At 57.0% G+C, this 23215-nt stretch carries 18 protein-coding genes; 9 read left to right on the top strand and 9 right to left on the bottom strand.

The features are described from left to right. Positions 1-10 precede the first annotated feature (10 nt). From HWQ14_RS02370 to ytfQ, 5 genes are all read right to left on the bottom strand, one after another. A complete protein-coding gene (locus HWQ14_RS02370; RefSeq protein WP_176608871.1) occupies positions 11-1579 on the bottom strand; it encodes a methyl-accepting chemotaxis protein in 1569 nt (522 codons plus the stop codon). An 84-nt stretch (positions 1580-1663) separates the two neighbouring features. After that, the gene (gene yjfF / locus HWQ14_RS02375; RefSeq protein ID WP_176608872.1) at positions 1664-2665 is read right to left on the bottom strand and encodes a galactofuranose ABC transporter, permease protein YjfF; all 1002 of its coding nucleotides are present in this window, start codon (positions 2663-2665) and stop codon (positions 1664-1666) included. Beyond that, positions 2652-3677, bottom strand: coding sequence for a galactofuranose ABC transporter, ATP-binding protein YtfT (gene ytfT / locus HWQ14_RS02380; RefSeq protein WP_176608873.1), 1026 nt, complete (start codon positions 3675-3677; stop codon positions 2652-2654). Before ytfT ends, yjfF begins: the two co-directional genes overlap by 14 nt. Before the next feature lie 10 nt (positions 3678-3687). Further along, positions 3688-5190: a galactofuranose ABC transporter, ATP-binding protein YtfR gene (gene ytfR / locus HWQ14_RS02385; RefSeq protein WP_176608874.1), complete on the bottom strand. Its 1503-nt coding sequence runs from the start codon at positions 5188-5190 to the stop codon at positions 3688-3690. A 132-nt stretch (positions 5191-5322) separates the two neighbouring features. Further along, positions 5323-6279: a galactofuranose ABC transporter substrate-binding protein YtfQ gene (ytfQ, locus tag HWQ14_RS02390; protein WP_176608875.1), complete on the bottom strand. Its 957-nt coding sequence runs from the start codon at positions 6277-6279 to the stop codon at positions 5323-5325. Between the two features lie 309 nt (positions 6280-6588). Here ytfQ and ppa point away from each other — a divergent pair, with 309 nt between their 5' ends. From ppa to HWQ14_RS02405, 3 genes are all read left to right on the top strand, one after another. After that, a complete protein-coding gene (gene ppa, locus HWQ14_RS02395) occupies positions 6589-7119 on the top strand; it encodes an inorganic diphosphatase (protein WP_006810347.1) in 531 nt (176 codons plus the stop codon). 502 nt (positions 7120-7621) lie between these two features. After that, on the top strand, positions 7622-8206 hold the full coding sequence (locus HWQ14_RS02400) for a hypothetical protein (protein ID WP_176608876.1): 585 nt from the start codon (positions 7622-7624) through the stop codon (positions 8204-8206). Continuing rightward, complete coding sequence (locus HWQ14_RS02405; protein ID WP_176608877.1) at positions 8203-8673, top strand: hypothetical protein; 471 nt, start codon at positions 8203-8205, stop codon at positions 8671-8673. The genes HWQ14_RS02400 and HWQ14_RS02405 overlap by 4 nt, the downstream gene beginning before the upstream one ends. A gap of 314 nt (positions 8674-8987) precedes the next feature. Here HWQ14_RS02405 and HWQ14_RS02410 read toward each other — a convergent pair whose 3' ends face one another. From HWQ14_RS02410 to tamA, 3 genes are read right to left on the bottom strand one after another with little or no spacing between them, the layout of a single operon-like run. Beyond that, complete coding sequence (locus tag HWQ14_RS02410) at positions 8988-9332, bottom strand: gamma-glutamylcyclotransferase family protein (RefSeq protein WP_148421929.1); 345 nt, start codon at positions 9330-9332, stop codon at positions 8988-8990. 2 nt (positions 9333-9334) lie between these two features. After that, positions 9335-13111 (bottom strand): autotransporter assembly complex protein TamB, encoded by a 3777-nt coding sequence (tamB, locus tag HWQ14_RS02415; protein ID WP_176608878.1) that lies wholly within the window; start codon positions 13109-13111, stop codon positions 9335-9337. Then, positions 13108-14841, bottom strand: a complete 1734-nt coding sequence (gene tamA / locus HWQ14_RS02420) for an autotransporter assembly complex protein TamA (RefSeq protein WP_148421926.1) — start codon at positions 14839-14841, stop codon at positions 13108-13110. The genes tamB and tamA overlap by 4 nt, the downstream gene beginning before the upstream one ends. Positions 14842-15065: 224 nt before the next feature. Here tamA and msrA point away from each other — a divergent pair, with 224 nt between their 5' ends. Further along, positions 15066-15707 (top strand): peptide-methionine (S)-S-oxide reductase MsrA, encoded by a 642-nt coding sequence (gene msrA / locus HWQ14_RS02425; protein ID WP_148421924.1) that lies wholly within the window; start codon positions 15066-15068, stop codon positions 15705-15707. Here the strand turns inward: msrA and HWQ14_RS02430 are convergent, their stop codons facing one another. Next, positions 15708-16766 (bottom strand): LacI family DNA-binding transcriptional regulator, encoded by a 1059-nt coding sequence (locus HWQ14_RS02430; RefSeq protein ID WP_148421923.1) that lies wholly within the window; start codon positions 16764-16766, stop codon positions 15708-15710. A gap of 192 nt (positions 16767-16958) precedes the next feature. Between HWQ14_RS02430 and HWQ14_RS02435 the strand changes: the two genes are divergently transcribed. The 5 genes from HWQ14_RS02435 to HWQ14_RS02455 are packed head-to-tail and all read left to right on the top strand — an operon-like array spanning position 16959 to position 23023. Further along, positions 16959-18110, top strand: coding sequence for a Gfo/Idh/MocA family protein (locus HWQ14_RS02435; RefSeq protein ID WP_176608879.1), 1152 nt, complete (start codon positions 16959-16961; stop codon positions 18108-18110). Positions 18111-18125: 15 nt separating this feature from the next. Continuing rightward, positions 18126-19304 (top strand): Gfo/Idh/MocA family protein, encoded by a 1179-nt coding sequence (locus HWQ14_RS02440; RefSeq protein ID WP_148421919.1) that lies wholly within the window; start codon positions 18126-18128, stop codon positions 19302-19304. A gap of 2 nt (positions 19305-19306) precedes the next feature. Then, on the top strand, positions 19307-20374 hold the full coding sequence (locus HWQ14_RS02445) for a Gfo/Idh/MocA family protein (protein WP_176608880.1): 1068 nt from the start codon (positions 19307-19309) through the stop codon (positions 20372-20374). Positions 20375-20383: 9 nt separating this feature from the next. Next, a complete protein-coding gene (locus HWQ14_RS02450) occupies positions 20384-21436 on the top strand; it encodes a Gfo/Idh/MocA family protein (RefSeq protein WP_176608881.1) in 1053 nt (350 codons plus the stop codon). A 39-nt stretch (positions 21437-21475) separates the two neighbouring features. Continuing rightward, positions 21476-23023 carry an MFS transporter gene (locus HWQ14_RS02455; protein WP_176608882.1) on the top strand — a complete coding sequence of 516 codons (1548 nt, stop codon included), beginning with the start codon at positions 21476-21478 and terminating at the stop codon, positions 23021-23023. The last annotated feature ends 192 nt before the right edge of the window (positions 23024-23215 follow it).

Genomic DNA, 23215 nt, shown 5'->3' on the forward strand with positions numbered 1-23215 from the left:
CCCTTTTTCGTTATGCCGATTGCGCCGTGAGCCTGAAAGAGGCCATGGCTTCCATCAGCTCGCGCGACTGCGCTTCCAGCGAGCGCGTGGCGGCGGTAGATTGCTGCACCAGCGCCGCGTTTTGCTGGGCGGTTTCATCCATCTGATTGACGGCAATATTCACCTGCTCAATACCCCGGCTCTGCTCCTGAGACGCGGTCGCAATTTCACGCATCAGCTTTGTCATTCGCAGCACTTCGGTGGCGATCTCGTCCATCGTCTCGCCGGCCTGCTGCGCCAGCTCGCTGCCTTCGTTCACGTGGGTCTGCGAATCGCTGATAAGCGAGCGGATCTCTTTTGCGGCGTCGGCGCTGCGGCTGGCGAGGTTACGCACTTCGCCCGCCACGACCGCGAAACCGCGCCCCTGCTCGCCCGCGCGCGCCGCTTCAACGGAGGCGTTCAGCGCCAGAATGTTGGTCTGGAACGCGATGCCGTCAATCACGCTCAGGATGTCGGCGATGCGCGCCGAGCTGCCGGAAATATCGCGCATCTTCTCAATCACGTAGCACACCATTTCACTGCCGCGATCGGCGGTATTGGATACCGACTTCGCCAGCTGGTGCGCCTGCCCGGCGTTGTCGGCGTTGAGTTTCACCGTGGCGGTGATCTCTTCCATGCTGGCGGCGGTCTGCTCCAGCGAGGTGGCGGTGGATTCCGTGCGTACGGCAAGATCCCGGTTTCCCGCCGTCAGCTCGCGGCTGCCGGTATCAATCTGCGAGCTGGCGTCGCGCACGCGCAGCACCGAGTCCATCAGCGACCGGCGCATCGCTTCGATCGCCGCGTTAAGGCGATTAAACTCCTGGCTCGCCGGGGCGTTCAGCGCGTGGGTTAAATCTCCGGCCGCTACGTGCTCCAGCTGGGCAATCGAGGCAGAAAGCGGCCTGAGCAGCATGTGGCGCAGCGCCAGCCAGGCCAGCACGATAATGCCCGCCGTCAGCAGCGCCGCGACAACGATCAGGATAAGCACCCGCGTTTTGCTCGCCTGCACGGCGCTCACTTCCGCTTTGCCGCGCGCCTCGCTCCACGCCTGGAACGCCTGCATGTCGTTATCAAACCGCTTCGCCACAGGGATCAGCTTATTTTCCAGCAGATCGTAATAGCTGTCCGCGCTTTGCTCGTTCAGGGCTTTCAGCATCGGGTCAATACCCTGCTTGTTATAGGCCGCCAGGCTCGCGGCCACGTTATCCAGCAGCGTTTGTCCCCGTTCATCCGCTACGCCACCGTCGATCGTGCCCTGCAGCGTTTTCCGCGCCTGCGCCACTTCCTGATTAATGGTTTTGACCGCTTTTGCAGCATCGTCCAGCATGCCGATCTCCATCATGCGGACGGCCTGCCCCGCTTCGTTGCGCGCGCGCAGGATCAGGGTGTAGCCAGCGTTCAGCTGCACCATCTGTTCCCCCTGAAGATGGTTGATGCGCTGGAGCGATGAGGAGCTTTGCGTGAGGGCATAAATGCCGATGCCGCTGACGGCCAGCAGCAGAAGGGTCATAACGGCCAGTAAAGAGAGCAAGCCGGTACGAATCGATAGCGTTTTAAGCATGATGTTATTTCCGGTAGCGAGATATTTCTGGGCATAAAGAAAGAGTATCGGCCGCTACCGGAATTTGTTTAGACTTTCAGCATGTTATCGCTCTGTTACTGATGTGTTCACACGGGTAACAGGCGAGCTCTGGCGGTTCTCCCAGAGCACCGTCAGGCCGCGCTGGAGCGCGATAAAAATAAACAGCAGGATGCCGATGGCGATTTTGGTCCACCAGGAGCTGAGCGTGCCGTCGAAGTTAATGTAGGTCTGGATCAGCCCCTGGATCGCCACGCCAAACAGCGTGCCGAGCACCGTTCCCACCCCGCCGCTGAGCAGCGTGCCGCCAATCACCACCGAGGCAATCGCGTCCAGCTCGACGCCCACCCCCGCCAGCGCATAGCCCGCCTGGGTGTAGATCGAGAACACGATACCCGCCAGCGTCGCCAGCCCGGTCGAGAGCATGTAGATGCGGATGGTGGTGCTGCGCGTCGACACCCCCATCAGGTTCGCTGACGTAGCGCTGCCGCCGATGGCGTAAACCTGATTACCAAACCGGGTACGGCGGGCAAGCAAGATGCCGATTGCCACGACGCCCAGCATCAGCAGCCCCATCGCGCTCAGCCGACCGCCGCCGGGGATTTTCCACGCCAGGCTGGAGAGCGTGTCGTAGATAGGATGGTTAATCGGAATCGACTCCTCCGACACCAGATAGCTTACGCCGCGCAGGAAGAACATCCCGGCGAGGGTGATGATAAACGCCGGGATTTTCAGCGCGTCGATTAAAAGCCCCATAAAGGCGCCGAACGCGCAGCCCATAGCCAGCACCAGCGGGAAGGCCAGCAGCGGCGAGATCCCCCAGTAGCCAATCGCTTTGGCAAGGAACACGCCGGTAAAGGCGATCACCGACCCGACGGAGAGATCGATCCCACCGGAGAGGATCACAAACGTCATGCCGACGGCGATAATCCCAAGAAACGCGTTATCGGTCAGAATGTTGCAAATCACCCGCGTTGAGGCAAAGCCCGGAAACTGGGTCAGGCAGTAAAGGTAACCCAGCACGAACACGCCCAGCGTGATCGTTAACGGTAAATTACGTTTTATCATGACCGCGGATCCCCTTAATGAGAGTGATAAAGCGCGGCGACTGCACGATAAGTACAATAAGCACCACGACCGCCTTGACGACCTGATTAAGCTCCAGCTGGAACCCGGAGAGCAAAATCCCGGTGTTCATGCCCTGAATAATCAGCGCCCCCACCACCGAGAGCAGGAGGTTGAAACGCCCGCCCATCAGCGACCCGCCGCCGATAACCACCGCGAGGATCGCGTCCAGCTCCAGCCAGAGTCCGGCGTTGTTGGCATCCGCCCCGCGAATATCTGCCGCCACAATCACCCCGGCAATTGCGGCACAGACGCCGCTCAGCACGTAGGTCAGCATCACCATCAGCCGTGTATTTACCCCGGCGTTTTTCGCGGCCCGGATGTTAATCCCGACCGCTTCGATGAACATGCCAAGCGCCGTTTTGCGGGTGAAAAGCCAGAACACCACCAGCGTTACCAGGGCGACAATCACCGGCGTCGGGAAGAACAGAAAATTACCGCTGCCGATCCACGCCAGGCCCGGAGAGTTAAAGGTGACGATCTGCCCGGAGGTGATAAGCTGCGCCACGCCGCGTCCGGCCACCATCAAAATCAACGTCGCGACAAACGGCTGGATCTTGAGAACCGCGACCAGAATGCCGTTCCACAGCCCGGCCAGTACTCCAGAGCCCAGCGCGGCGAGCAGGACTACCGGCAGGCTGTGCCCGGCGACGGTCATCGAGGCGGCGGTAGCGCCCGCTATCGCCATCACGGCGCCAACAGAAAGATCAATGCCGCCGGTGGCAATCACCAGCGTCATCCCAATCGCCAGCAGCGCCACGGGCGCGGCACGGTTTAAGATGTCGACAGGGCTGCCAAACAGGCGGCCATCCTGCACGACGATCTGAAAGAAGTGCGGAGCCACCAGGCTATCCACCAGCAGCACCAGCAGCAGCGCCGCGATTTGCGGGGTGCCGGTCGGCCAGCTGAAGCGGCGCTTCGCTTCGCCGGTTTGCGAAAGAGAACGGGACATCACATGTGACTCCTTACGCCGCGATGGCATTCATGATCGCCGGAACGGACAGTTCATCCAGCGGGATCTCCGCCACCTGCCTGCGATCGCGCATGATGATGACGCGATCGGCATAGCCAACCAGCTCCTCCAGCTCCGACGAGATGACCAGCAGCGCCAGGCCGTCGGCGCACAGCGTTTCGATAAGCCGGATGATTTCGGCGTGCGCGCCCACGTCGATGCCGCGCGTTGGCTCGTCGAGGATCAGGAACTGCGGTTTGGTCAGCAGCCAGCGAGAAAGCAGCACCTTCTGCTGGTTGCCGCCCGACAAAAACTCGATGGGCTGCTCAGCGCTCGGGGTACGAATGCCGAGCTGTCGGATAAAGCGCTCGGCAATGGCGTTCTGCTCCTTACGCGGGATCGGCCGCAGCCAGCCGCGCTGGGCCTGCAGGGCCAGAATAATATTTTCGCGCACCGAGGCGGCCGCAATAATGCCGTCCGTTTTCCTGTCTTCCGGGCAGAAGCCCACTCCCTGACACGACGCCTTATGCGGCGAACGCAGCGTTTGCGGTTTGCCTTTGATCAGCGCCGTTCCGCTGTCGGCGGGTTTGATCCCGAAGATCACCTCGGCGGTTTCGGTGCGACCAGAGCCTAACAGCCCCGCCAGCCCCACAATTTCACCGGGGCGCACCTCCAGGTTAAACGGTGCGATAGTGCCTTTTTTGCCGTAGTCGTGAAACGCGGCGACCGGTTTTTCGCTCAGCAGCGTCCGGCCCGCGCGCTGGAGCGCGTTGGCCTCCAGCTCCCGGCCCAGCATCATTTTAACCAGCTCAATCTGCGGCAGCTCGCGGGTTTCGCGGCAGCCAACAAAGCTGCCGTTGCGCAGCACCGTAATGCGATCGCTTACCTCGTAGACCTGATCGAGAAAATGGGTAACGAAAATCAGGCTCACGCCCTGATTGCGCAGCTGGCGCATCAGGGTAAAAAGCATCTCCACTTCCTGGGTATCGAGGCTGGCGGTGGGTTCATCAAGGATCAGCACTTTTGCCGAGAGATCGATAGCGCGGCAGATCGCGACGATCTGCTGCATCGCCACGGAAAAGCGGTTCAGCGGCTCGCGCACGTCGAGGGAGAAGCCGTAAGATTCCATCAGCTTCGCCGCGCGGGCTTCCATCTCCTTGCGGCGCAGCAGCCCAAAGCGCCTGGGCTCGCGGCCAATAAACAGGTTATCCGCCACCGACATGTTCGGCAGCAGGTTCACTTCCTGGTAGACCGTTCCGATCCCCAGCTGCTGCGCGTGGGCAGTATTTTTTGGCGAAATGGCGTTGCCTTCCAGCCAGATGGTGCCGCGATCGGCGTGATACACCCCGGTCAGGGCTTTGATCAGCGTCGATTTCCCCGCGCCGTTTTCGCCGAGCAACGCCATGATCTCCCCGCGCCGCAGGCTAAAATCAACGTTATCCAGCGCCTTAACGCCCGGGAAGAATTTACTCAGGCCCTCTGTGCGGAGGATTTCCTGGTGTTGTTCAGTGGTCATGGTTTTCCCCCTCACCCTGACCCTCTCCCCGGAGGGGAGAGGGGATTGATCGTGCCAACTGTTAATATCCAGCTCCGCCCTGCCTTTCCCCCTCTCCCCTCCGGGGAGAGGGCTGGGGTGAGGGGGCTGAGCTTAGTAGCCCATATTTTTCTTCTTCTCTAACTCTTCTTTCGCCGTATCCGGCAGGTAGAGCGTGGATTTGGTGACCGTCACTTTTTCAGGCATCGTGCCGTCTTTCTTGAATTTCTCCAGCGCATCGAATGCCGGGCCCGCCATGTTTGGCGTCAGCTCGACGCTGGCGTTCGCTTCACCGTCAATCATCGCTTTATAGATGTCCGGCACGCCGTCGATAGAGCCGGTGAGAATATCTTTGCCCGGCTTCAGGCCCGCTTCTTTGATGGCCTGGATAGCGCCGATGGCCATGTCGTCGTTGTGGGCGTAAACCATGCAGATGTTTTTGCCGTTATTTTCAGCTTTGATGAAGCTCTCCATAACCTCTTTGCCCTTGCTGCGGGTGAAGTCGCCGGACTGAGAGCGGACGATCTTAATATTTGGCGCGCTGGCGATAGCCTCCGCAAAGCCTTTCTTACGGTCGATAGCCACGCTCGCGCCGACGGTGCCCTGCAGCTCAACCACGTTACACGGCTTGCCATCCACCTGCTTCATCAGCCATTCACCAATCAGCTTGCCTTCGAGAACGTTATCTGCGGTGACGGTGGTCATATAGAGAGATTTGTCTTTTACGTCGATGGAACGGTCAAGCAGGAAGACTGGAATTTCAGCATCTTTGGCTTCCTTCAGAACCGGCTCCCAGCCCGTGGCGACAACCGGGGCGATAAAGATCGCATCCACGCCCTGGGCGATAAAGGAGCGTACCGCTTTAATCTGGTTCTCTTGCTTTTGCTGACCATCGGCGATTTTCAGCGTAATACCGCGTTTTTCAGCTTCACTTTTCGCCACGTTAGTTTCAGCGGCGCGCCAGCCGGATTCAGATCCGACCTGCGAAAATCCAACGGTTAACGGTGCGGCCATCGCCATAGACGACATGGCTGCCGAAACTGCTGTAACAAGAAGTAAGCGCTTCCACATATGAACGTCCTCGTAGGGTAGGTTATTGTTGGTTAAAAGATGTTCCGCGGTTGAACTATAGCCAATCGAATATGTTACGGATTGCGTTACATCACACTTCAGAAAAGTGAATAAAACGTTAATCACAAGTTTGTAATCGCTTTCATTTCAACATTTAAAATGCGACTGAGTTTATGGATTATCCTGTCATGGAATCGGTCCGAAAAGTGACGGGAGGAGGGAGAGAAGACGAAAACAGGCGGAGACTTTCAGCGCCAGTTGGCTATAATACTTGCCACTTGTTTACCATCCATTTTAAAGGACACCGACATGAGCTTACTCAACGTCCCAGCGGGTAAAGAACTGCCAGAAGACATCTACGTGGTTATCGAAATCCCGGCCAACGCAGATCCAATCAAATACGAAATCGACAAAGACACCGGTGCGCTGTTCGTTGACCGTTTCATGTCTACCGCCATGTTCTATCCATGCAACTACGGCTACATCAACCACACCCTGTCTCTGGACGGTGACCCGGTTGACGTGCTGGTCCCAACGCCGTACCCACTGCAGCCAGGTTCCGTCATTCGCTGCCGCCCGGTTGGCGTGCTGAAAATGACCGACGAAGCGGGTGAAGATGCGAAGCTGGTTGCCGTACCGCACACCAAGCTGAGCAAAGAGTACGATCACATTAAAGATGTGAACGACCTGCCAGAGCTGCTGAAAGCGCAGATCGCCCACTTCTTCGAGCACTACAAAGACCTCGAAAAAGGCAAATGGGTTAAAGTTGAAGGTTGGGATAACGCAGAAGCTGCGAAAGCAGAAATCATCGCGTCTTTCGAACGCGCTGCTAAGAAGTAATTCTTACCGCTGATGCTAAGCCCCGCGCGTCGGGGCTTTTTTATGGCTGGCGCCTGGCTTAAGGTGAAGCGCGTTCATCACAATATCAGGAAAGACCATACCGGCACTGCTTCCCCTGATAATACGCATCGACTCCTCCAGAGTCATACAAAATATAATTCATACGATGCGAATGAAGTTGCGCTCTTAAAACAGCCACATACCAGCAGAAAGATATACGAGAAAAAATTACGAAGCATGCTCGACGTTAAAAATATTACAAAAATTCATTTCACATTTTTTGTGATACTTCCCACGTAACTTCTCCAAAGAGCACAGCGTAAGTATCGACTGTGGTATCAGAAGCAGGACAGGCCCGCTAAGAATAATCTTAATTTTGGGAGTGTAAATAGTAAAACTGAAGAGAGCCCTATCATAAATGGTGGGAAATAGTTGAATGAATGTGTCATGAGTAACATACTGTTTTAATAATACATACAGCTTTCTCTTCCACAGGTTCACTATGTCATCCATTAACATTGATGTTGCCCGTCCTACTGGGATTTATTTTATCATTGAACGGCTGTATTCCCGTGATGGCCTTATGCCTTCTTTTGGGGAAATCAGCCCCTCTTTAACGCAGGTACACCGTACTGTCATTCAGCTAAAACGTAAGCAAGACATGTTCATGGATGGCGTTAAGGTTACACCTAAAGATATAACCCTTTGGCAACAGATAAAATACCTTACGGGTTCAAAAGTCACGACTAAAGATACAGAAACGCTAGTGTATACCACCGATTTTATCGGCTCCCTTGTTGCCACAACACCGTTAGGCAATATTGAGCTTGAAAATATTCCTCGTTTCCTCACAACAGAGTCTATCCACTCCCTGCCACAGGCGGTGAGTTATGGCCGTGATCCCATACCACACGTTCTACTTTATGGTCGTAAGGATATTGTCTTTTTTATGGATAATGGTGGAAAAGGTACGCCAACCGCTATTGCAAAATATAATCATAATACGCGTGATCTTGCCATAATCAAAGATCAGCTAGAAGCCAGTAAAACAATGAAAGAACTGCTCTCAAAAGGAGCAAGACTATGAGTAATAAAAGTCATATTGTAAGTTTAATCATCCTTATTATTGCCGCTTTTATCTTCGGCAGAAGCACGTATATTGATTATCTGGCATGGTATTACGGGAGCAATGATTTACTATTTAAAGAAATCACCCCCTCATTAGTATCCAGTTTATTTAACGGCCTTTATTTCGCTTTGTCAGCATGTATCATTTACGGGTTACTCACTCTTTTAAAAAGAATACCCAAAAATATCGTAGTTTCTTGTCTGCTTCAGTTCTGTATTAACATTGGGCTATATACCCTTTTCGTTGCAGTAGATAGAGGATATAGTAAATTGCATACATTAGGCCCGGGTGCTACTGACATTACCTACGGCTATTTTTTAGGGGCGTTGCTGACGAGCACTCTCCTGACCGTCGCGATCGTGAGCGTAATACATGCTAAGTTTCTTTCTTCGAAGCATAAAGATGGGCTACATAAAGGCGTTTGACTGCTACGGCAAAGACAGCAAAGGGCAGTATCTCTGCATCATGGCGTTCCAGCTTGCCTGGTTTATGTGTTACTTATGGCTCCCTTATCGAAGCGATTATGCGATTCTGCTGTTTTTACTGTTCTTTCTGCCCGTCATTTCAAGCAATACGCGGTGCATAAACTACTATGGCCGTTCACGCTCGCTGTGTTTGTTATGGCTTATTGCCCCGTACATCATGCTGTTCGTTCCTCTGTTTTTAACCCGGCGCAGGGATACAGAACAGAGCTGAATGAATAAAAAACAACGCCACCTTACGGTGGCGTTGTCGTTTTTCAGTACTGGTCTCTGTCTAACCAGTTACCGCTTTCAATCAGCCTTAACCCGTCAACCGAACGCTGGTACACGTACATCCATGCACTGCCGTAAGGCGTCTGGATCAGCTGGCGAGCGTATTCACCGCCCCTGGTGCGCAAGGCATCAAGTTCGGCCAGCGTAGCATTATCAATACGATAAACTTCACCCTGTACCGTTCCGTTCCCCGGAACCGCGCCTGGATAGTGGCCCAGACTGTACAACTGGTAGTTTTCGATTGTGTAATTTCCCAGCAACTGGGCGTTGGTCATCCAGTGGCTGTTGCCTTGCTTGGTTCGTAAACTGCCGTAAACAAATATTCGCATTGCTAAAACTCAAACTGATAGAGCAGATCAAGTGCCTGGTCTACGCCGGACACTGCTTCCAGATATAGCTTAGGCATCAGGCGATAACGTAACGTGAGTGTAGCCAGCGAGTCAAAGATCCCCACGCCATATTTTACCTGCAGACCCGGCAGTACATAGCCACTGACCACTACCTGCGAAGAGTCACCCACGCCCTGAGTGTCCAGCGCCAGATTGCTTACGCCAAACGTCTCGCCGATTTTACCCACAACCTGACCACTTTGTGCAACCCCCAGACCCACTAACATTGACGTCATTGCCGCGCCATCGCCCTGCTGGCTATCCAGCCCCTGACCGCGCAGCAGGTACGAGAGCGCTTCCTGTTGCGACATGGCCGGGTCTGAGAAGATTTCAGCCTTAGGTTCGTCGGCAGAGCCGGTAACGCGCACGCCCGCAATCACGTCATCTTCGGTGGCGTCCGGGTTACGAATCGCCTCGATGTTAAGGACCGGCTGATCCGGCGGACCGGAGAACAGCAGCTCGCCTTTACGCACAATCAAATCCTGGCCGTAGGCATGGAAGCGCCCTTCAGGAATATTGATTTGCCCGTTCAGGCCAAGCCCCTGCTGATCCTGCGCCACTTTCAGATCGCCCGTGAGCCTCGCCTTCAGCCCAAACGCGTCCAGACGCACGTTATTCCCCACGTGCACGATAAGATTACTATTGATCGGTATGCCGGCGCTCTTCTGTTCAAGAGGTTTCAGATTTTCATCGAGCATCACTTCATCACTGGAGACGCCGACCGCGCTTTCCGGCACCTCGTGCACGACGATGCGCGCCCACGGCACGTCAACGCGGCCATCCAGCGTGAAGAGACTCGGCGTCGCCTCAAAGACCACGTCTGGCGACACGTCCAGCCGCACCATCGGCGGTACCGTGATGCGAACCCTGCTGCCCTTGGCCGCAATACGGGCGCGCCAGTTGTCGAGCTGGCTCCAGTCTGCGTCACCGCTCAGGTTAATTTGCCCCTGCTGCGTCAGCACTGAACCGCTGAGGGTTGAGCTCTGGCCGTTAAAGTTCATCGCAAGCTGGCTTGGCTGCATATCGAACGGCATAAAGTTACCGTCGATATCCACACCGTTTAACCGCATCTGGCCGAACAGCTGCGGGCTTTGCGCATCCCCCGCCAGGCGCAGGTTGGCGCTGAGCATGCCCGCCGCCTTTTCCCCGCGCGAGAAAATCGGGTTCACCATCGCCAGGTTGAAGTTGCGAATATTGACGTTGCCGCCAAGATTGCGTCGGCCCTGCGGATCGGTGATTTGCACCTGTCCGTCAAGCTGGCCGTTGTTGGTCAGGCGGATAAGCCATCCCAGCTCGGCGCGGTTGTTACGCAGGTCGGCATTCAGGTTCAGGGTGTCAAACGCCACGGGCAGCGGCGCGTCATTGACCTCCTGCGTCACCTTCACGTTACGCCCGGAGAGCGTAACGCTACCCTGCGGTAGCCCCTCTTTGGTGGTGTCCCACGCCACGTCCGCTTTACCGCTAAAGACGCCGCTGGCCTGAGTGGTTTCCGGCATAAACGGTTTCAGCATCGCCAGGTCGAAACGGTTGAGGTTGATCTGCGCGCGCCCTTCCGCCCCCGCATCAATGGTCTGCGGCACGCACAGCTCGGCATTCGGGTTGGTCCAGCAGTGTGGCCCAATGCTGATCTTTTGCTCCGCATTGCGATAGTCCAGCGCGACAGAGCGTGACAGCACCAGCGGCCCTACCGGCGTACTGAAGCGGGTGTTATCCAGCACGCCTTTCCAGCGCGTCGCTTCACGGTCAAAACTGCCTGCCAGGTGGAGCTGACCGGAGACCGGCTCGCCCTGCACGCGCAGCTGGAGATCGTGCTGCTTTTCGTTACCTTTGGCCACCAGCGTCACCAGGCTGATGTTCACGTCAGGCTGGGAGATACGCTCCACGCGCAGGTCCAGGTTTCCGCCAATCTGATCGGTGGACTTCACGTCGCCGTCGACCCGTACGCGGGCGATGGAGAGCTCCTGCCAGCGCAGGTTATTGGCGGTGATGTCTGCCAGCAGCTGCGGCGCTTCAACCGTACCGCGAACCTTCACTAACCCCTTCGCCGTGCCGCCCAGCCCGGGCAGGGCGTTATCAAGATTCGGCGCGTCGATGGTGGCATCCAGATTCAGGTCTTTCACCCCCAGCTCACCCTTAATGTCCGCCGTGTTGCGGCCGAGCGCCACGTGCAGGCCCGGGATCACCCACTGGAGATAGCTGTTGCCCTTAACCGAACCTTCGACCTTGACCTTGTTCTGCTTCACGTTGCCGGTGAGCCTGATCTCCGGCACGTCCATCTGCCAGGTGCCGCCGTACAGGCTGCCGCGGGTTTTGATCAGACCATCCAGTTTTGACGGCCAGTTCGGCACCTCTTTGGCGGTGTTGATGCCGGTCAGCTTCAGCTCGCCGCGCCAGCTGATCGCCTGCTGCCAGTCGAGCAGCGCGGTCAGCTCGGTTTTCCCTTCCAGCGCCGCCACGGTCAGCTTGTCGAGGTTAACCTGCAGCTCGTTGCCCTTCGCATCGAGGGTGATATCGGCGGGAGGTACACCCTGCCCCTTCACTGCCGTACGGAACGACAGCGTGTAATCGGTCATTTTGCCGCTTAGCTTCAGCTTCAGATCGTCGGCCTGGAACTGTTTTTCGCCGGTGAACGGCCAGTAAAGCTGCTTGCTGACGAGCTCAAGATTGAGCGGTAAACCGGCCTCCGCCAGCCGGGTTTGCCCACGCAGCACCATATCCACCGGACCGGAGAGGTTTACGCCGAACTCCAGCTTGTCGCGCAGCGCACCGCCAACCTTCACCTTCACCTTCTCGCCCTTCAGCGGATCGACGTTCAGGGCGCTGTTAAGCGTGATATCCACCGGCCAGCTGTCGCGCAGCAGCGCGTTGCCTGATGCGTTCACCGAGCCCTGGTTAGTGTCGATATCCAGCGCGTCGAGCTTCATGTTGCCGTCGATGCTGCTGACCTTAAGCAGCATGTTATAGACCGTCAGATCGGTATCCCCGGTCAGACGCAGCTGCTCGCCCCTGAACGATTCGATATTAAGATTCAGCGGCAGATGCACGTCGGTCATCTCAGGCAGAACCGGTTTCGAGAAGAGCGCCTTCAGGGTTTCACCCAGCGGTTTTTCTTCCGGCTGCGGGTTCTGGATCTTCGGCTCAACGATCTCTTCCTGCGCCACGTCAGCGACCTTCGGCAGCGCAATCAGCAGCCCCTGCAAAGAGGTTGGCGTCAGGGTGAGGTTTTTCTCCTGCCAGCGCAGGCCGGAGGTGAAGTCCATCACGGACACCGTCGTATCGTCGATTTTGATATTGACGTTATCCAGCGCCACCCGACTGAGCGCGATCGGGTACGGCGTGGAGAGATTAAGCGGGCCGCTATCCTCTTCCTCGACCGGCGCAGACTTTGGCATTTTCTCGGAATCTATCGCCACGTTAACGTCTTTTAACGACAGATCGTTTACGCACAATTGACTATCCCGCAGGCAGCCCAGCTTCACCGCCAGATGAAACTCACCGGCGTTTACCGCCACGCCGGGCTGTTCGTAACGGATATTTTTCAGCCGCAGATCGCGCCAGCCGCCCGTCACCTGACCGATTTCAAGCCCCGGCACCCAGCGGTTCGCGGCGTTAAACAGCAGGTGCAGGCCGGTGGTGGTGCCCACCAGAAACGCCACCGCACCAAGCAGCAATACGATAAAAATCAGCACTCCGAGGCTTATTTTCTTCCATAAACTCATAATTCAGGCCCCAGACCGATGTAAAACTGTAAACCGTGTTCGTCTTTGTCACCCACCGGAACGGCGAAATCGAGCTTGATCGGCCCGACCGGTGACTGCCAGCGCACGCCCACGCCCGCGCCGGTTTTGAAATCGCTGCGGCGGATGTCGTTCACCGCTTCACCACCGTCGACAAACATGGCGCCCCACCATTTGCCGCTGACGTTGTACTGGTACTCCAGCGAGCCGGTCGCCAGCTTAGATGCCCCGGTCAGCTGCCCTTTTTCGTTTTCAGGCGAGATCGATTTGTACTTATACCCGCGAATGCTGCGGTCGCCCCCGGCGAAGAAGCGCAGATCCGGCGGAACGCGCTCAAAGTCGCCGGTTTCAATCCAGCCGAGGTTGCCGCGAACCACGAAGCGGTGTTTGTCGTACAGGGTGCGGATCCAGACGTTCTGCGCCTGTACCACCGAGAAGTCCACGTCCGAACCCCAGGCCGTATTGGAATAATCAATGGAGTAGCGCTGCGAATCGCCCCAGGTTGGCATCAGGCCGCCGCGCGAGCGGGTACGGCTGATCATCACCCCCGGATAAAGCAGCATGGTGGTGTTGGTGACGTTTGCCTGGGTAAAGTGGTCGAGGCTCCAGCGCAGGTTGATGGCGCGCTGCCAGCCGCTGGAGAGATCCCAGAAGCGGGATACCGCAAGCGTCGTCGAGTCCTGCTCGGTATCGTTCAAATCGGTGCGCTTAAAGCCGCCCTGAAGCAGGTAATACTGCTCAAGCGGGTTTTTCAGCAGCGGCATTTTATAGCTGAAGTCCAGCTGCTGCTCGGGTGCCGAGAGGCTGACGCTGGTGGTCAGGCTGTGGCCGTAGGAGTTCATCCACGGTTTTCGCCACTGGGCTTTCACCCGTGGGCCGACATCCGTGGAGTAGCCGACACCGGTCTCAATGGTGTTCTCGGTGCGCGGAGAGACCACGCCATGCAGCGGTAAAACCTTCGTTTTACGGGACTTCTCAAACTCCGGCGCCACCACCACCGAGTTAAACCAGCCGGTGGCGGACAAACGGCGGTTAAGCTCGCCCAGATCGCTGGACTGGTAGTAGTCGCCCTTTTTGAACGGCACCAGGTTTTGCAGGTACTCTTCGCGGATCTGCGAGCCTTCGAAGGTTACGTCGCCAAACCGATAGCGCTCGCCGCTGTCGTAATCGATATCCCAGAACGCCTGACGCCGCTCCAGCGCGACGCCCAGCTGGCTTTTATTGAACTGGCTGTCGAAGTAGCCTTTGCGCAGCGAGACGCTGGTGAGCGACTTTTTAAAGCGGTCGTAATCACCGTGATTCAGGACGGTGCCCACTTTCGGGCGGGTGCTGAGCAGGTCGAGATAATCCCGATCCGTACGCGCACCGCCGCGCAGCACCACGTTTGTGCCGCCAATTAAAACGGGTTCGCCCGGCGAAACGCGGGCAATCAGCACCTGCCGCCCTTTGGCCGGCGGCGGGCGTAAATCGAAATCGATGGTGGGCTCGTAATACCCCAGCGCCTTTAGGCCCTCACGGATAGCGTCATCCACGCGCGCGCGAAAACGCCGGTCCGGCGTCACTTCGTCGCTCTGGATGGTGGAAAGCTGCGCACGCACGTTTTTTTCCAGCGCCCCGGATAGCCCCTCAACCTGCAAACGGACATTCGCCGCGCTGGCAATCCCGCTTGTCAGCATTAAACTGACCAAACATAACTGGCGGATCTTTGTCACGTTTTCTCCTGAATATCCCTGTTTCCACCCTGGAAGCAAATGCAGTGCCGCTCCGCGGCAAAATACGGCCTGGTGGCCAAAAACCCAAATAACGGGTTGAAAAAGGGTGTAACACCCAAATATTTCTTATGATTAAATCTAGACTCATTCATCGCATTTATTGTGTTCAATTAAACGCGTCGTGACAACCTTAACCGAAACAACGCCACCCGGGAGGCCCCACCGTGAGTTTATTCGATAAAAAGCATCTGGTATCACAGGCCGATGCGTTACCGGGACGCAACACCCCTATGCCCGTGGCGACATTACACGCCGTAAACAACCATTCAATGACAAACGTTCCTGATGGAATGGAGATCGCCCTGTTCGCCATGGGCTGCTTCTGGGGCGTGGAACGCCTCTTCTGGCAGCTGCCGGGCGTGTACAGCACCGCGGCGGGCTATACCGGAGGGTATACGCCTAACCCAACCTATCGCGAAGTCTGTTCCGGTGAGACCGGCCATGCCGAAGCGGTCCGCGTGGTGTATGACCCGGGCGTCATCAGCTATGAACAGCTGCTCCAGGTGTTCTGGGAAAACCATGACCCGGCGCAGGGCATGCGTCAGGGTAACGATCACGGCACCCAATACCGCTCGGCCATCTATCCGCTCACCCCAGAGCAGGAGGCCGCCGCCCGTGCCAGCCTGACGCGCTTCCAGGAAGCGATGCAGGCAGCGGGTGATAAACGCCAGGTGACGACCGAAATCGCCACCGCAAAACCGTTCTACTATGCCGAGGACGACCACCAGCAGTATCTGCATAAAAATCCGTACGGCTACTGCGGTATTGGCGGCATCGGCGTTTGCCTGCCGCCGCAGCAGGCCTGACTACCGATCCAGCGCCACGCGAGCCGCGTGGCGCGTGGCGTTGCTCACCGAACCGTAATCCAGCACTTTCCCCTGCAACAGCAGGTTAAAGACCGGCGCCTGCGGCCGGTTAAGCCGCGTCTGCACCAAATGCACCGCCTCTATCCCCAGCTCCCGGCAGGGCACCGCAATCCCCGTAATCGGCTTTTCCAGCCGGTTGGCTAAGTTCCATGCAAAATCGGTGGTGATGATGGAGATATCTTCCGGCACGCGCAGCCCGTGGCGCCGGAGTGCCCTGAGCACGCCCTCCGTCATGCTGGTGCTGTTGGGAAAAATCACCTCGGGCCACTGCGCTCTGTCGTGGCCTGACAGCCATGCGTCAAGCTCGCGTTCAGCCTCCTCCGCCGTAAACCACTCCGTGACCAGCAGGTCCCGCTGCGGCTCAAACGCCACGTGAAAATGCCGGTACGCCTCTTTTATGCCGTCCAGCCGCGCATAGAGCGTGTCCCGCCGCAAGCAGGTGATGGTCAGCACCCGCCGGTGCCCCTGCTCGAAGAGATACTGCATGGTGGTAAAGCCAATCGCGCGGTGATCGGGAGAAACGGAATCCAGCACCCGATCCCGGTCGACGGAATTAATTAATACGCAGGGTTTATTTAGCGTACTGGCCAGCTTAAATATGGTGGAATCATCCGTACCAATGATAATGATCGCGTTAATATTTTTATGGCTGGCTTTTTCCATAAATAATTTCACATCCGCATGCTGTTCCTCTAATCCGCAATAGCTGATCCAGACATTGTGCGGCGCGCTGGCCTCGGCAATACCTTTGGTCACTTCCAGATAAAAAATATCCCCGCGCCCCTGAAAGGTTCTTTCGGGAGCAAATACCGCGATGCCGTTAATTAAGAGCCGCCCGCTCGCCATCGATTCCAGCACGCCAAGCTCCCGCGCGGTGCGGACAATCGCCTCCCGGGCCCTGTCGCTGGTGTAAGACTTGCCGCTTAACACTCTGGAAACCGTGCTCACGGAATACCCCGTCAGGGAGGCGATCTCCTCCATTTTTAACCTGCCCGGCATAGTGTGACCTCGCTCTCAATCAGTTTTTGCAAATATTTGCAGAAACAGCGCATTGATTTTAAAACTAAATTTCAAAACGGTTAGAGTTTACTTATTGACCTTGCGAGTATTCTCACAAAAACACATTGTCGCTGCGGCTCGCCTTTCCTATTTTTCGGTCATCACGCTTTTTGGCTGAAATTAAGGTGAGACATGGAGAAGGTACGTTTTGGCATTATTGGTGTAGGTAATATCGGTACGGTTCACGCGCGCTATTTACTGGCCGGTACCGTCAGCGACGCCTGCCTGACCGCGGTGTGCGATAACGCGGTGGATAAGCATCCCGCCATTCGTCAGCTGGTTGGCACCCTTCCGCTGTTCAGTGACGCGCAGGAGATGCTCCAGAGCGGGCTTATTGATGCGGTTATTGTCGCTACGCCGCATTACGACCATCCGCGCCTGTCGATGCTGGCGATGCGTCACGGCGTTCATACCCTGTGCGAGAAGCCGGCAGGCGTTTATACCGCGCAGGTGCAGGAGATGAACGCCTGCGCCCGCGAGTGCGACGTGGTGTTCGGCATCATGTATAACCAGCGGCCCAACCCGCTGTATCAGAAAGTGAAAGATCTGATCGACAGCGGCGAGCTGGGCGAGATCCGCCGCTCCAACTGGATCATCACCAACTGGTATCGCTCGCAAAGTTATTACAACTCCGGCGGCTGGCGCGCCACCTGGAAAGGCGAAGGCGGCGGCGTGCTGCTCAATCAGGATCCGCATCAGCTCGATCTGTGGCAGTGGCTGGTGGGCATGCCGGTTCGTCTGCGCGCGTTTTGCCAGTTCGGCAAGCATCGCGATATCGAAGTGGAAGACGAGGTCACCGCCTATGCGGAGTACGCCAACGGCGCGACCGGCGTGTTCATCACCACCGTCGCGGAAACGCCGGGTACCAACCGCCTGGAGATCGTGGGCGATCGCGGCAAAGTCGTCGTTGAGGAAGGGAAACTGCGCTACTGGCGGCTGCGCGAATCGGAAACCTCGTTTAACGCCCGCTGGCAGAATGGCTTTGGCGAGCCGGAATGCTGGGAAGTCACCCTCCCCGTAGCCCCTGAATACAGCGAGCATCACGTTATCACCGCCAACTTCTGCGCCGCCGTGCTGCGCGGCGAACCGCTAATTGCGCCGGGTCTGGACGGCATTCGCGGCTTAACGCTCTCAAACGCCATGCACCTCTCGACCTGGACCGACGACTGGGTTGAGCTGCCGCTGAATGAAAAACAGTATCTACGCCTGCTTCAGCAGCGCATCAGCACCTCTGTAGATAAAGGGGCCGCCAGCATCACGCTGGACGCCTCGGGCACCTGGTAACGCCGGAGAAAATCGATGCTAAATGTCGCCATTGTGGGAACGGGCAACATTGCCCATAACCATATTCAGGGTTATTTGCAGTTTGGACAGCGCTGCCGGATTGTCGCGCTGGTTGATATCTACCCGGAGAAAGCGGAGGAGAAAAAAGCGCGCTACGGCCTGACGGAGGCCCGCGTGTACGCCAGCCATCAGCAGATGCTGGAAGAAACGGTCGCGCTGGACATCGTTGACGTCTGCACCCCGCCCTATGTTCATGCGGAAATCAGCATTGATGCGCTGCGTGCGGGCTGCCATGTGCTGTGTGAAAAACCGATGGCCGCCTCGCTGGAGGAGTGCGACGCGATGATCGCCGCACAGCAGGCCAGCGGAAAAATGCTCTCGGTTATTGCCCAGAACCGCTTCACCGATGCCTTCTGGCGCTTAAAAGCGGCGGTGGATTCCGGCCTCGCCGGGAAGATCTGCCATGCGCAGGTAGATTCGTTCTGGTGGCGCGGGCACTGCTACTACGACCTGTGGTGGCGCGGCACGTGGGAAAAAGAGGGGGGCGGCTGCACGCTTAACCACGCGGTGCACCACATTGACGCCATTCAGTGGATGCTCGGTTTTCCGTCTGAGGTGGTGGCGATGATGAGCAACGTGGCCCACGATAACGCCGAGGTGGAAGATCTTAGCGCCGCGATATTTAAATACCCCAGCGGCGCGCTCACGCAGCTTACGGCTTCGGTGGTGCACCACGGCGAAGACCAGAAAATCATTATTCAGGGCGATAAGGCGCGCATCTCCGCGCCGTGGCAGGCTTTTGCCAGCGTAAGCGCCGACAACGGGTTCCCGCAGGAGACCAGCGACGCTGAACGCGAAGCGCGGCTAAACGCCGTGTTTCAGGAGACACCCAGGCTCGCATGGACGCTCCACGCCGGGCAGATTAATGACCTGCTCCAGAGCATTGAGCGCGGCACGGCCCCGCTGGTGGACGGCGTGCAGGGTAAGCGCTCGCTGGAGCTGATAACCGCAATTTACAAGTCGGCCATCACCCGCAGTATCGTCGCCTTACCCATCCGCAGCGATGACCCGTTCTACCTGACCGGCGGCATTAATGCTCTCGCCCCCCGTTTTTATGAAAAATCCGCAAGCGTCACCAGCTTCAGCGAAGTGGGCGCTATCCCTCTGGGTAAAGATCTGGATCGAGGACTGTAACCATGAACAAGAATGACGGAATGAACTACGCGCCGGTCGGCAAACCGCAGCCGGTGGTGCAGGCGGGTGAATTTGTGTTTGCCGCCGCCGCGCTCGACCACGGGCATATCTACGGCATGTGTAACGGCCTGATTGAAGCAGGCGCCACGCTGAAGTGGGTGTACGATCCCGACCCGGCCAACGTGGATAAATTTATCCAGCAGTACCCGCAGGCGAAAGTCGCGGAGTCGCTGGAGGTGATACTCAACGACGACGAGGTACGTCTGGTCGCGGGGGCAGCCATCCCCTCCGAACGCTGCGCGCTGGGGCTGAAGGCAATGGCGGCGGGCAAAGACTACTTCACGGACAAAGCGCCGCTCACCACGCTGGAACAGCTGGCCGATGCCAAAGCGATGGTGGAGAAAACCGGGAGAAAATACGCGGTCTACTACAGCGAGCGCCTGCACGTGGAAAGCGCGGTCTTTGCCGGGCAGCTGGTGCAGCAGGGGGCGATTGGTCGCGTGGTGCAAACCCTTGGCACGGGGCCGCACCGGGAAGGCACGGGCCGACCGGCGTGGTTTTACGATCGTCGCTACTTTGGCGGCATCCTGTGCGATATCGGCAGCCACCAGATCGAGCAGTTCCTGTTTTATACCGGCAACAGCGATGCCCGCGTGGTGGCCAGCCAGGTGCGCAACGTTAACCACCCTCAGCATCCGGCCTTCGAAGATTTTGGCGACGCCATGATTAAAGGGGCAAACGGCGCCAGCGGCTATTTCCGCTGCGACTGGTTCACTCCTGACGGGCTCTCTACCTGGGGCGATGGTCGCCTGACGCTGCTCGGTACCGACGGCTATATCGAGATCCGCAAGTATGTCGATCTTACCCGTGGCGAGCAGGATGTGGTCTACCTCGTCAATAAGGAGGGCGAGTTCCGCTATCCGGTCGCCGGGCAGGTCGGATTCCCGTACTTTGGCGCCCTGATCCTCGACTGCCTGCACCGCACTGAAAATGCCATGACCCAGGCACACGCGTTCAAGGCGGCCGAGCTGTGCGTTAAGGCGCAAATGCTCGCCAATGCGGCCGGGTAAGGGGGCGAGATGACACACCTCAACGCGGCGATTATCGGCGCCGGGGCCATTCACGGCTGCCACGTGAATGCCCTGAGGCAACTCCCCAACGTGGCCCTGCGCGCGCTGGTAGACACTGACAGCGTCAAAGGGCTGACGCTGGCGATGAACTATCGGTGCCGCTTTTATCAGGATTACCGGGAAATGCTGCTGGATGAGAGTATCGATGTGGTGCATATCTGCACGCCCCACTTCGAACATAAAAATATGATTCTGGCGGCGCTGGCCGCCGGGAAGCATGTTTTTTGTGAAAAACCGGTGGGCATGAACAGCAGCGAGCTTGCGGACATTGCCTCTGCCGCCGTGCAGGCGCCCGGCAGGCTCGGCGTTTGCTACCAGAACCGGCTCAACCCTACCAGCCTGCGCATTCGCAAGGAGCTGGCGGAGGGCGGGCTGGGCAGGATGTTAAGTATCAAGGCCGTACTCACCTGGTCCCGCTCTGGCGCGTACTACACGGAAAGCCCGTGGCGTGGAAAGCTGGCAACGGAAGGCGGAAGCCTGCTGATCAACCAGGCGATCCATACTCTCGACCTGATGCAGTGGTTCGGCGGTGGCGTGACGCGGCTGAAGGGGGTGGTCGACTGCGGTGAGCTGGCCGACGTCACGGAAGGGGAAGACAGCGCGATGGCCACGCTGCACTTCGCCAACGGGGCCCGCGGCCTGTTTTATGCCAGCAACTGTCACACCGCGGACTCCCCCCTCTGGCTGGAGATCCGCTGCGAACGCGGCTCGCTGTTGCTTAACGACAACACCCTATGGCGCATAACGCCCGACGAGCGGTTTCGTCTTGAAAGCGATGCTTCTCCCGACGGCACGGCGAAAAGTTACTGGGGATTAGGACACCAGCAGGCCATTCGCCGTTTTTATCACGCCATTCATCACCCGGAGAATACGGATTTTATCGATATCCGTACCGCCGGAATATCACTCAGGCTCGTGGAGGCTTTTTATCGATCGTCTCAGCTAAGGCAATGGATTGATATTAATAATCAGAACGTCACGTGTAGTCCAGCAGTGAAATAAAAAAACAACCTCTACATCTACCCTACACTGGATATTATTATGGTTAAACCAACTGAACGCAGAGTGGGTTATGGCGTGGCGCTTGGCTACGGCATAACCGACCTCTTTGGCGGAGGCGCTTTCGCCATTATCGGCACCTGGCTGCTATTTTTTTATACCACCTACTGCGGATTATCCGTCGTAGAAGCGGGTTCTATATTTGCCATAGCCCGCGTCATTGATGCGTTATTAAGCCCGATAATGGGGTATATCACCGATAATTTCGGCGATACCTGGCTTGGGCGTAAATTTGGCCGTCGCCGCTTCTTCTTATTACTCAGCTCCCCGCTCATGTTTCTGTATGCCCTGCTGTGGCTGACGGATATGGGCTACTGGTATTACCTGGGCACCTACCTTTCTATCGAGCTGCTGTCGGCGATGGTGCTGGTGCCGTGGGAGACCCTCGCCGCTGAAATGACCAACCGCTATGAAGAGCGCAGCCGCCTGTCCGGCGTACGTATGATTTGCTCCCAGCTGGGCGGTTTTCTTGCGGTGTCGGTCCCCGGCGTAATTATGCAGTTTACCGGCAAGGATAATTCATTTACCTATACGCTGACCGGGCTGATATTTTCCTGCGTCTTTTGTATTGCGGTATTTATTACCTGGTACACCACCTGGGAAGCAAAAGACGTGCATCAGGAGTCGGACTTTAAGATGGATACCCGGCGCAGCAGCGGAATAGGTAATCACCTGAAATATCTGGTTCTGGATCTCTTTTCGTCATTCCGTATTCGCGCGTTCCGCCTGCATATTCTGATATATATTTTTTCCTTCACCGCGATGGACGTATTTGGTTCAGTATTTACCTATTACGTAGTCTATTGCCTGAGTCAGGACGCGGCAGCGGTGTCCGGCTGGCTGAGTATTGCGGCGTTTGCCTCCGTGCCGGGCACGTACGGATTTATGCTGCTATTGAACAGGCTCAACATAACCCCTTCCGCCGCGCTGCGCCTCTCGTATGGCTGCATCTTTCTGGTGCTGGCGTTCCTGTTTACGGTCTATCTCACTGAAACACAGGTACCGACGCTGCTGTTCTCCGCCGTCTTTATCCTGCTGGGTGCCGCCCGATCCGGCCTTTATTATATCCCGTGGAATATTTACAGCTTTATTCCGGATATCGACGAAATCGTCACGCAGCAGCGCCGGGAAGGCATTTTTGCCGGCGTGATGGTGCTGACGCGCAAAAGCACCGTCGCGATTGCCATCATGATTATCGGCCTGGTGTTGCAGGAGTCCGGCTTTGTGAAAGGCAGCGGCGCGCAGCCTGAAAGCGCCCTCGGGGCGATAATCGGCCTGATGATTTTTGCCACCGCAGCGCTGCTGGCCGTGAGCTTTTTCACTACCTATAAATTCAAGCTGACCCGTGAAACGCACAAGGTGCTGCTCAAGGAGATCGCCCGTCGGAAGCTTGGCGGCGATTACCGCGACTGTGACGCCAACACCCGCGCGGTCATAAAGCAGCTTACGGGCTACGAGTACGATCAGGTCTGGGGCGGCGAAGCTACCCGCCAGGCGGTGGGAGATGTTAGCTTATCCCCCGTAAAATAACGCCCTTGCGCCGGATCGGCCCTGTGCCGGTCCGGCTTTTTTTGTCGAAAACGTGACCTCTGGCAGATTTACATCTCTTTACGCTATACTACCGCTGAAATAATCGGCTCAACGCTACGAGCTGAGTTCAATGTGTCTTCACACGAATGGTATCAACTCCCCTTCTGAGGATCTGGCGTTACGCCGGATAAA

The sequence above is a fragment of the Enterobacter cloacae genome (genome assembly GCF_013375935.1).
GTDB lineage: Bacteria > Pseudomonadota > Gammaproteobacteria > Enterobacterales > Enterobacteriaceae > Enterobacter > Enterobacter pasteurii.

Excerpts from the sequence above, each read along its gene's own strand:
- HWQ14_RS02400 (WP_176608876.1), top strand. The coding sequence starts at position 7,622 with ATGTCATCCATTAACATTGATGTTGCCCGTCCTACTGGGATTTATTTT.
- HWQ14_RS02410 (WP_148421929.1), bottom strand. The coding sequence starts at position 9,332 with ATGCGAATATTTGTTTACGGCAGTTTACGAACCAAGCAAGGCAACAGC.
- HWQ14_RS02405 (WP_176608877.1), top strand. The coding sequence starts at position 8,203 with ATGAGTAATAAAAGTCATATTGTAAGTTTAATCATCCTTATTATTGCC.
- tamB (WP_176608878.1), bottom strand. The coding sequence starts at position 13,111 with ATGAGTTTATGGAAGAAAATAAGCCTCGGAGTGCTGATTTTTATCGTA.
- yjfF (WP_176608872.1), bottom strand. The coding sequence starts at position 2,665 with ATGATAAAACGTAATTTACCGTTAACGATCACGCTGGGCGTGTTCGTG.
- ppa (WP_006810347.1), top strand. The coding sequence starts at position 6,589 with ATGAGCTTACTCAACGTCCCAGCGGGTAAAGAACTGCCAGAAGACATC.
- ytfQ (WP_176608875.1), bottom strand. The coding sequence starts at position 6,279 with ATGTGGAAGCGCTTACTTCTTGTTACAGCAGTTTCGGCAGCCATGTCG.
- HWQ14_RS02445 (WP_176608880.1), top strand. The coding sequence starts at position 19,307 with ATGAACAAGAATGACGGAATGAACTACGCGCCGGTCGGCAAACCGCAG.
- HWQ14_RS02370 (WP_176608871.1), bottom strand. The coding sequence starts at position 1,579 with ATGCTTAAAACGCTATCGATTCGTACCGGCTTGCTCTCTTTACTGGCC.
- HWQ14_RS02450 (WP_176608881.1), top strand. The coding sequence starts at position 20,384 with ATGACACACCTCAACGCGGCGATTATCGGCGCCGGGGCCATTCACGGC.
- HWQ14_RS02455 (WP_176608882.1), top strand. The coding sequence starts at position 21,476 with ATGGTTAAACCAACTGAACGCAGAGTGGGTTATGGCGTGGCGCTTGGC.
- HWQ14_RS02435 (WP_176608879.1), top strand. The coding sequence starts at position 16,959 with ATGGAGAAGGTACGTTTTGGCATTATTGGTGTAGGTAATATCGGTACG.
- ytfR (WP_176608874.1), bottom strand. The coding sequence starts at position 5,190 with ATGACCACTGAACAACACCAGGAAATCCTCCGCACAGAGGGCCTGAGT.
- HWQ14_RS02430 (WP_148421923.1), bottom strand. The coding sequence starts at position 16,766 with ATGCCGGGCAGGTTAAAAATGGAGGAGATCGCCTCCCTGACGGGGTAT.
- HWQ14_RS02440 (WP_148421919.1), top strand. The coding sequence starts at position 18,126 with ATGCTAAATGTCGCCATTGTGGGAACGGGCAACATTGCCCATAACCAT.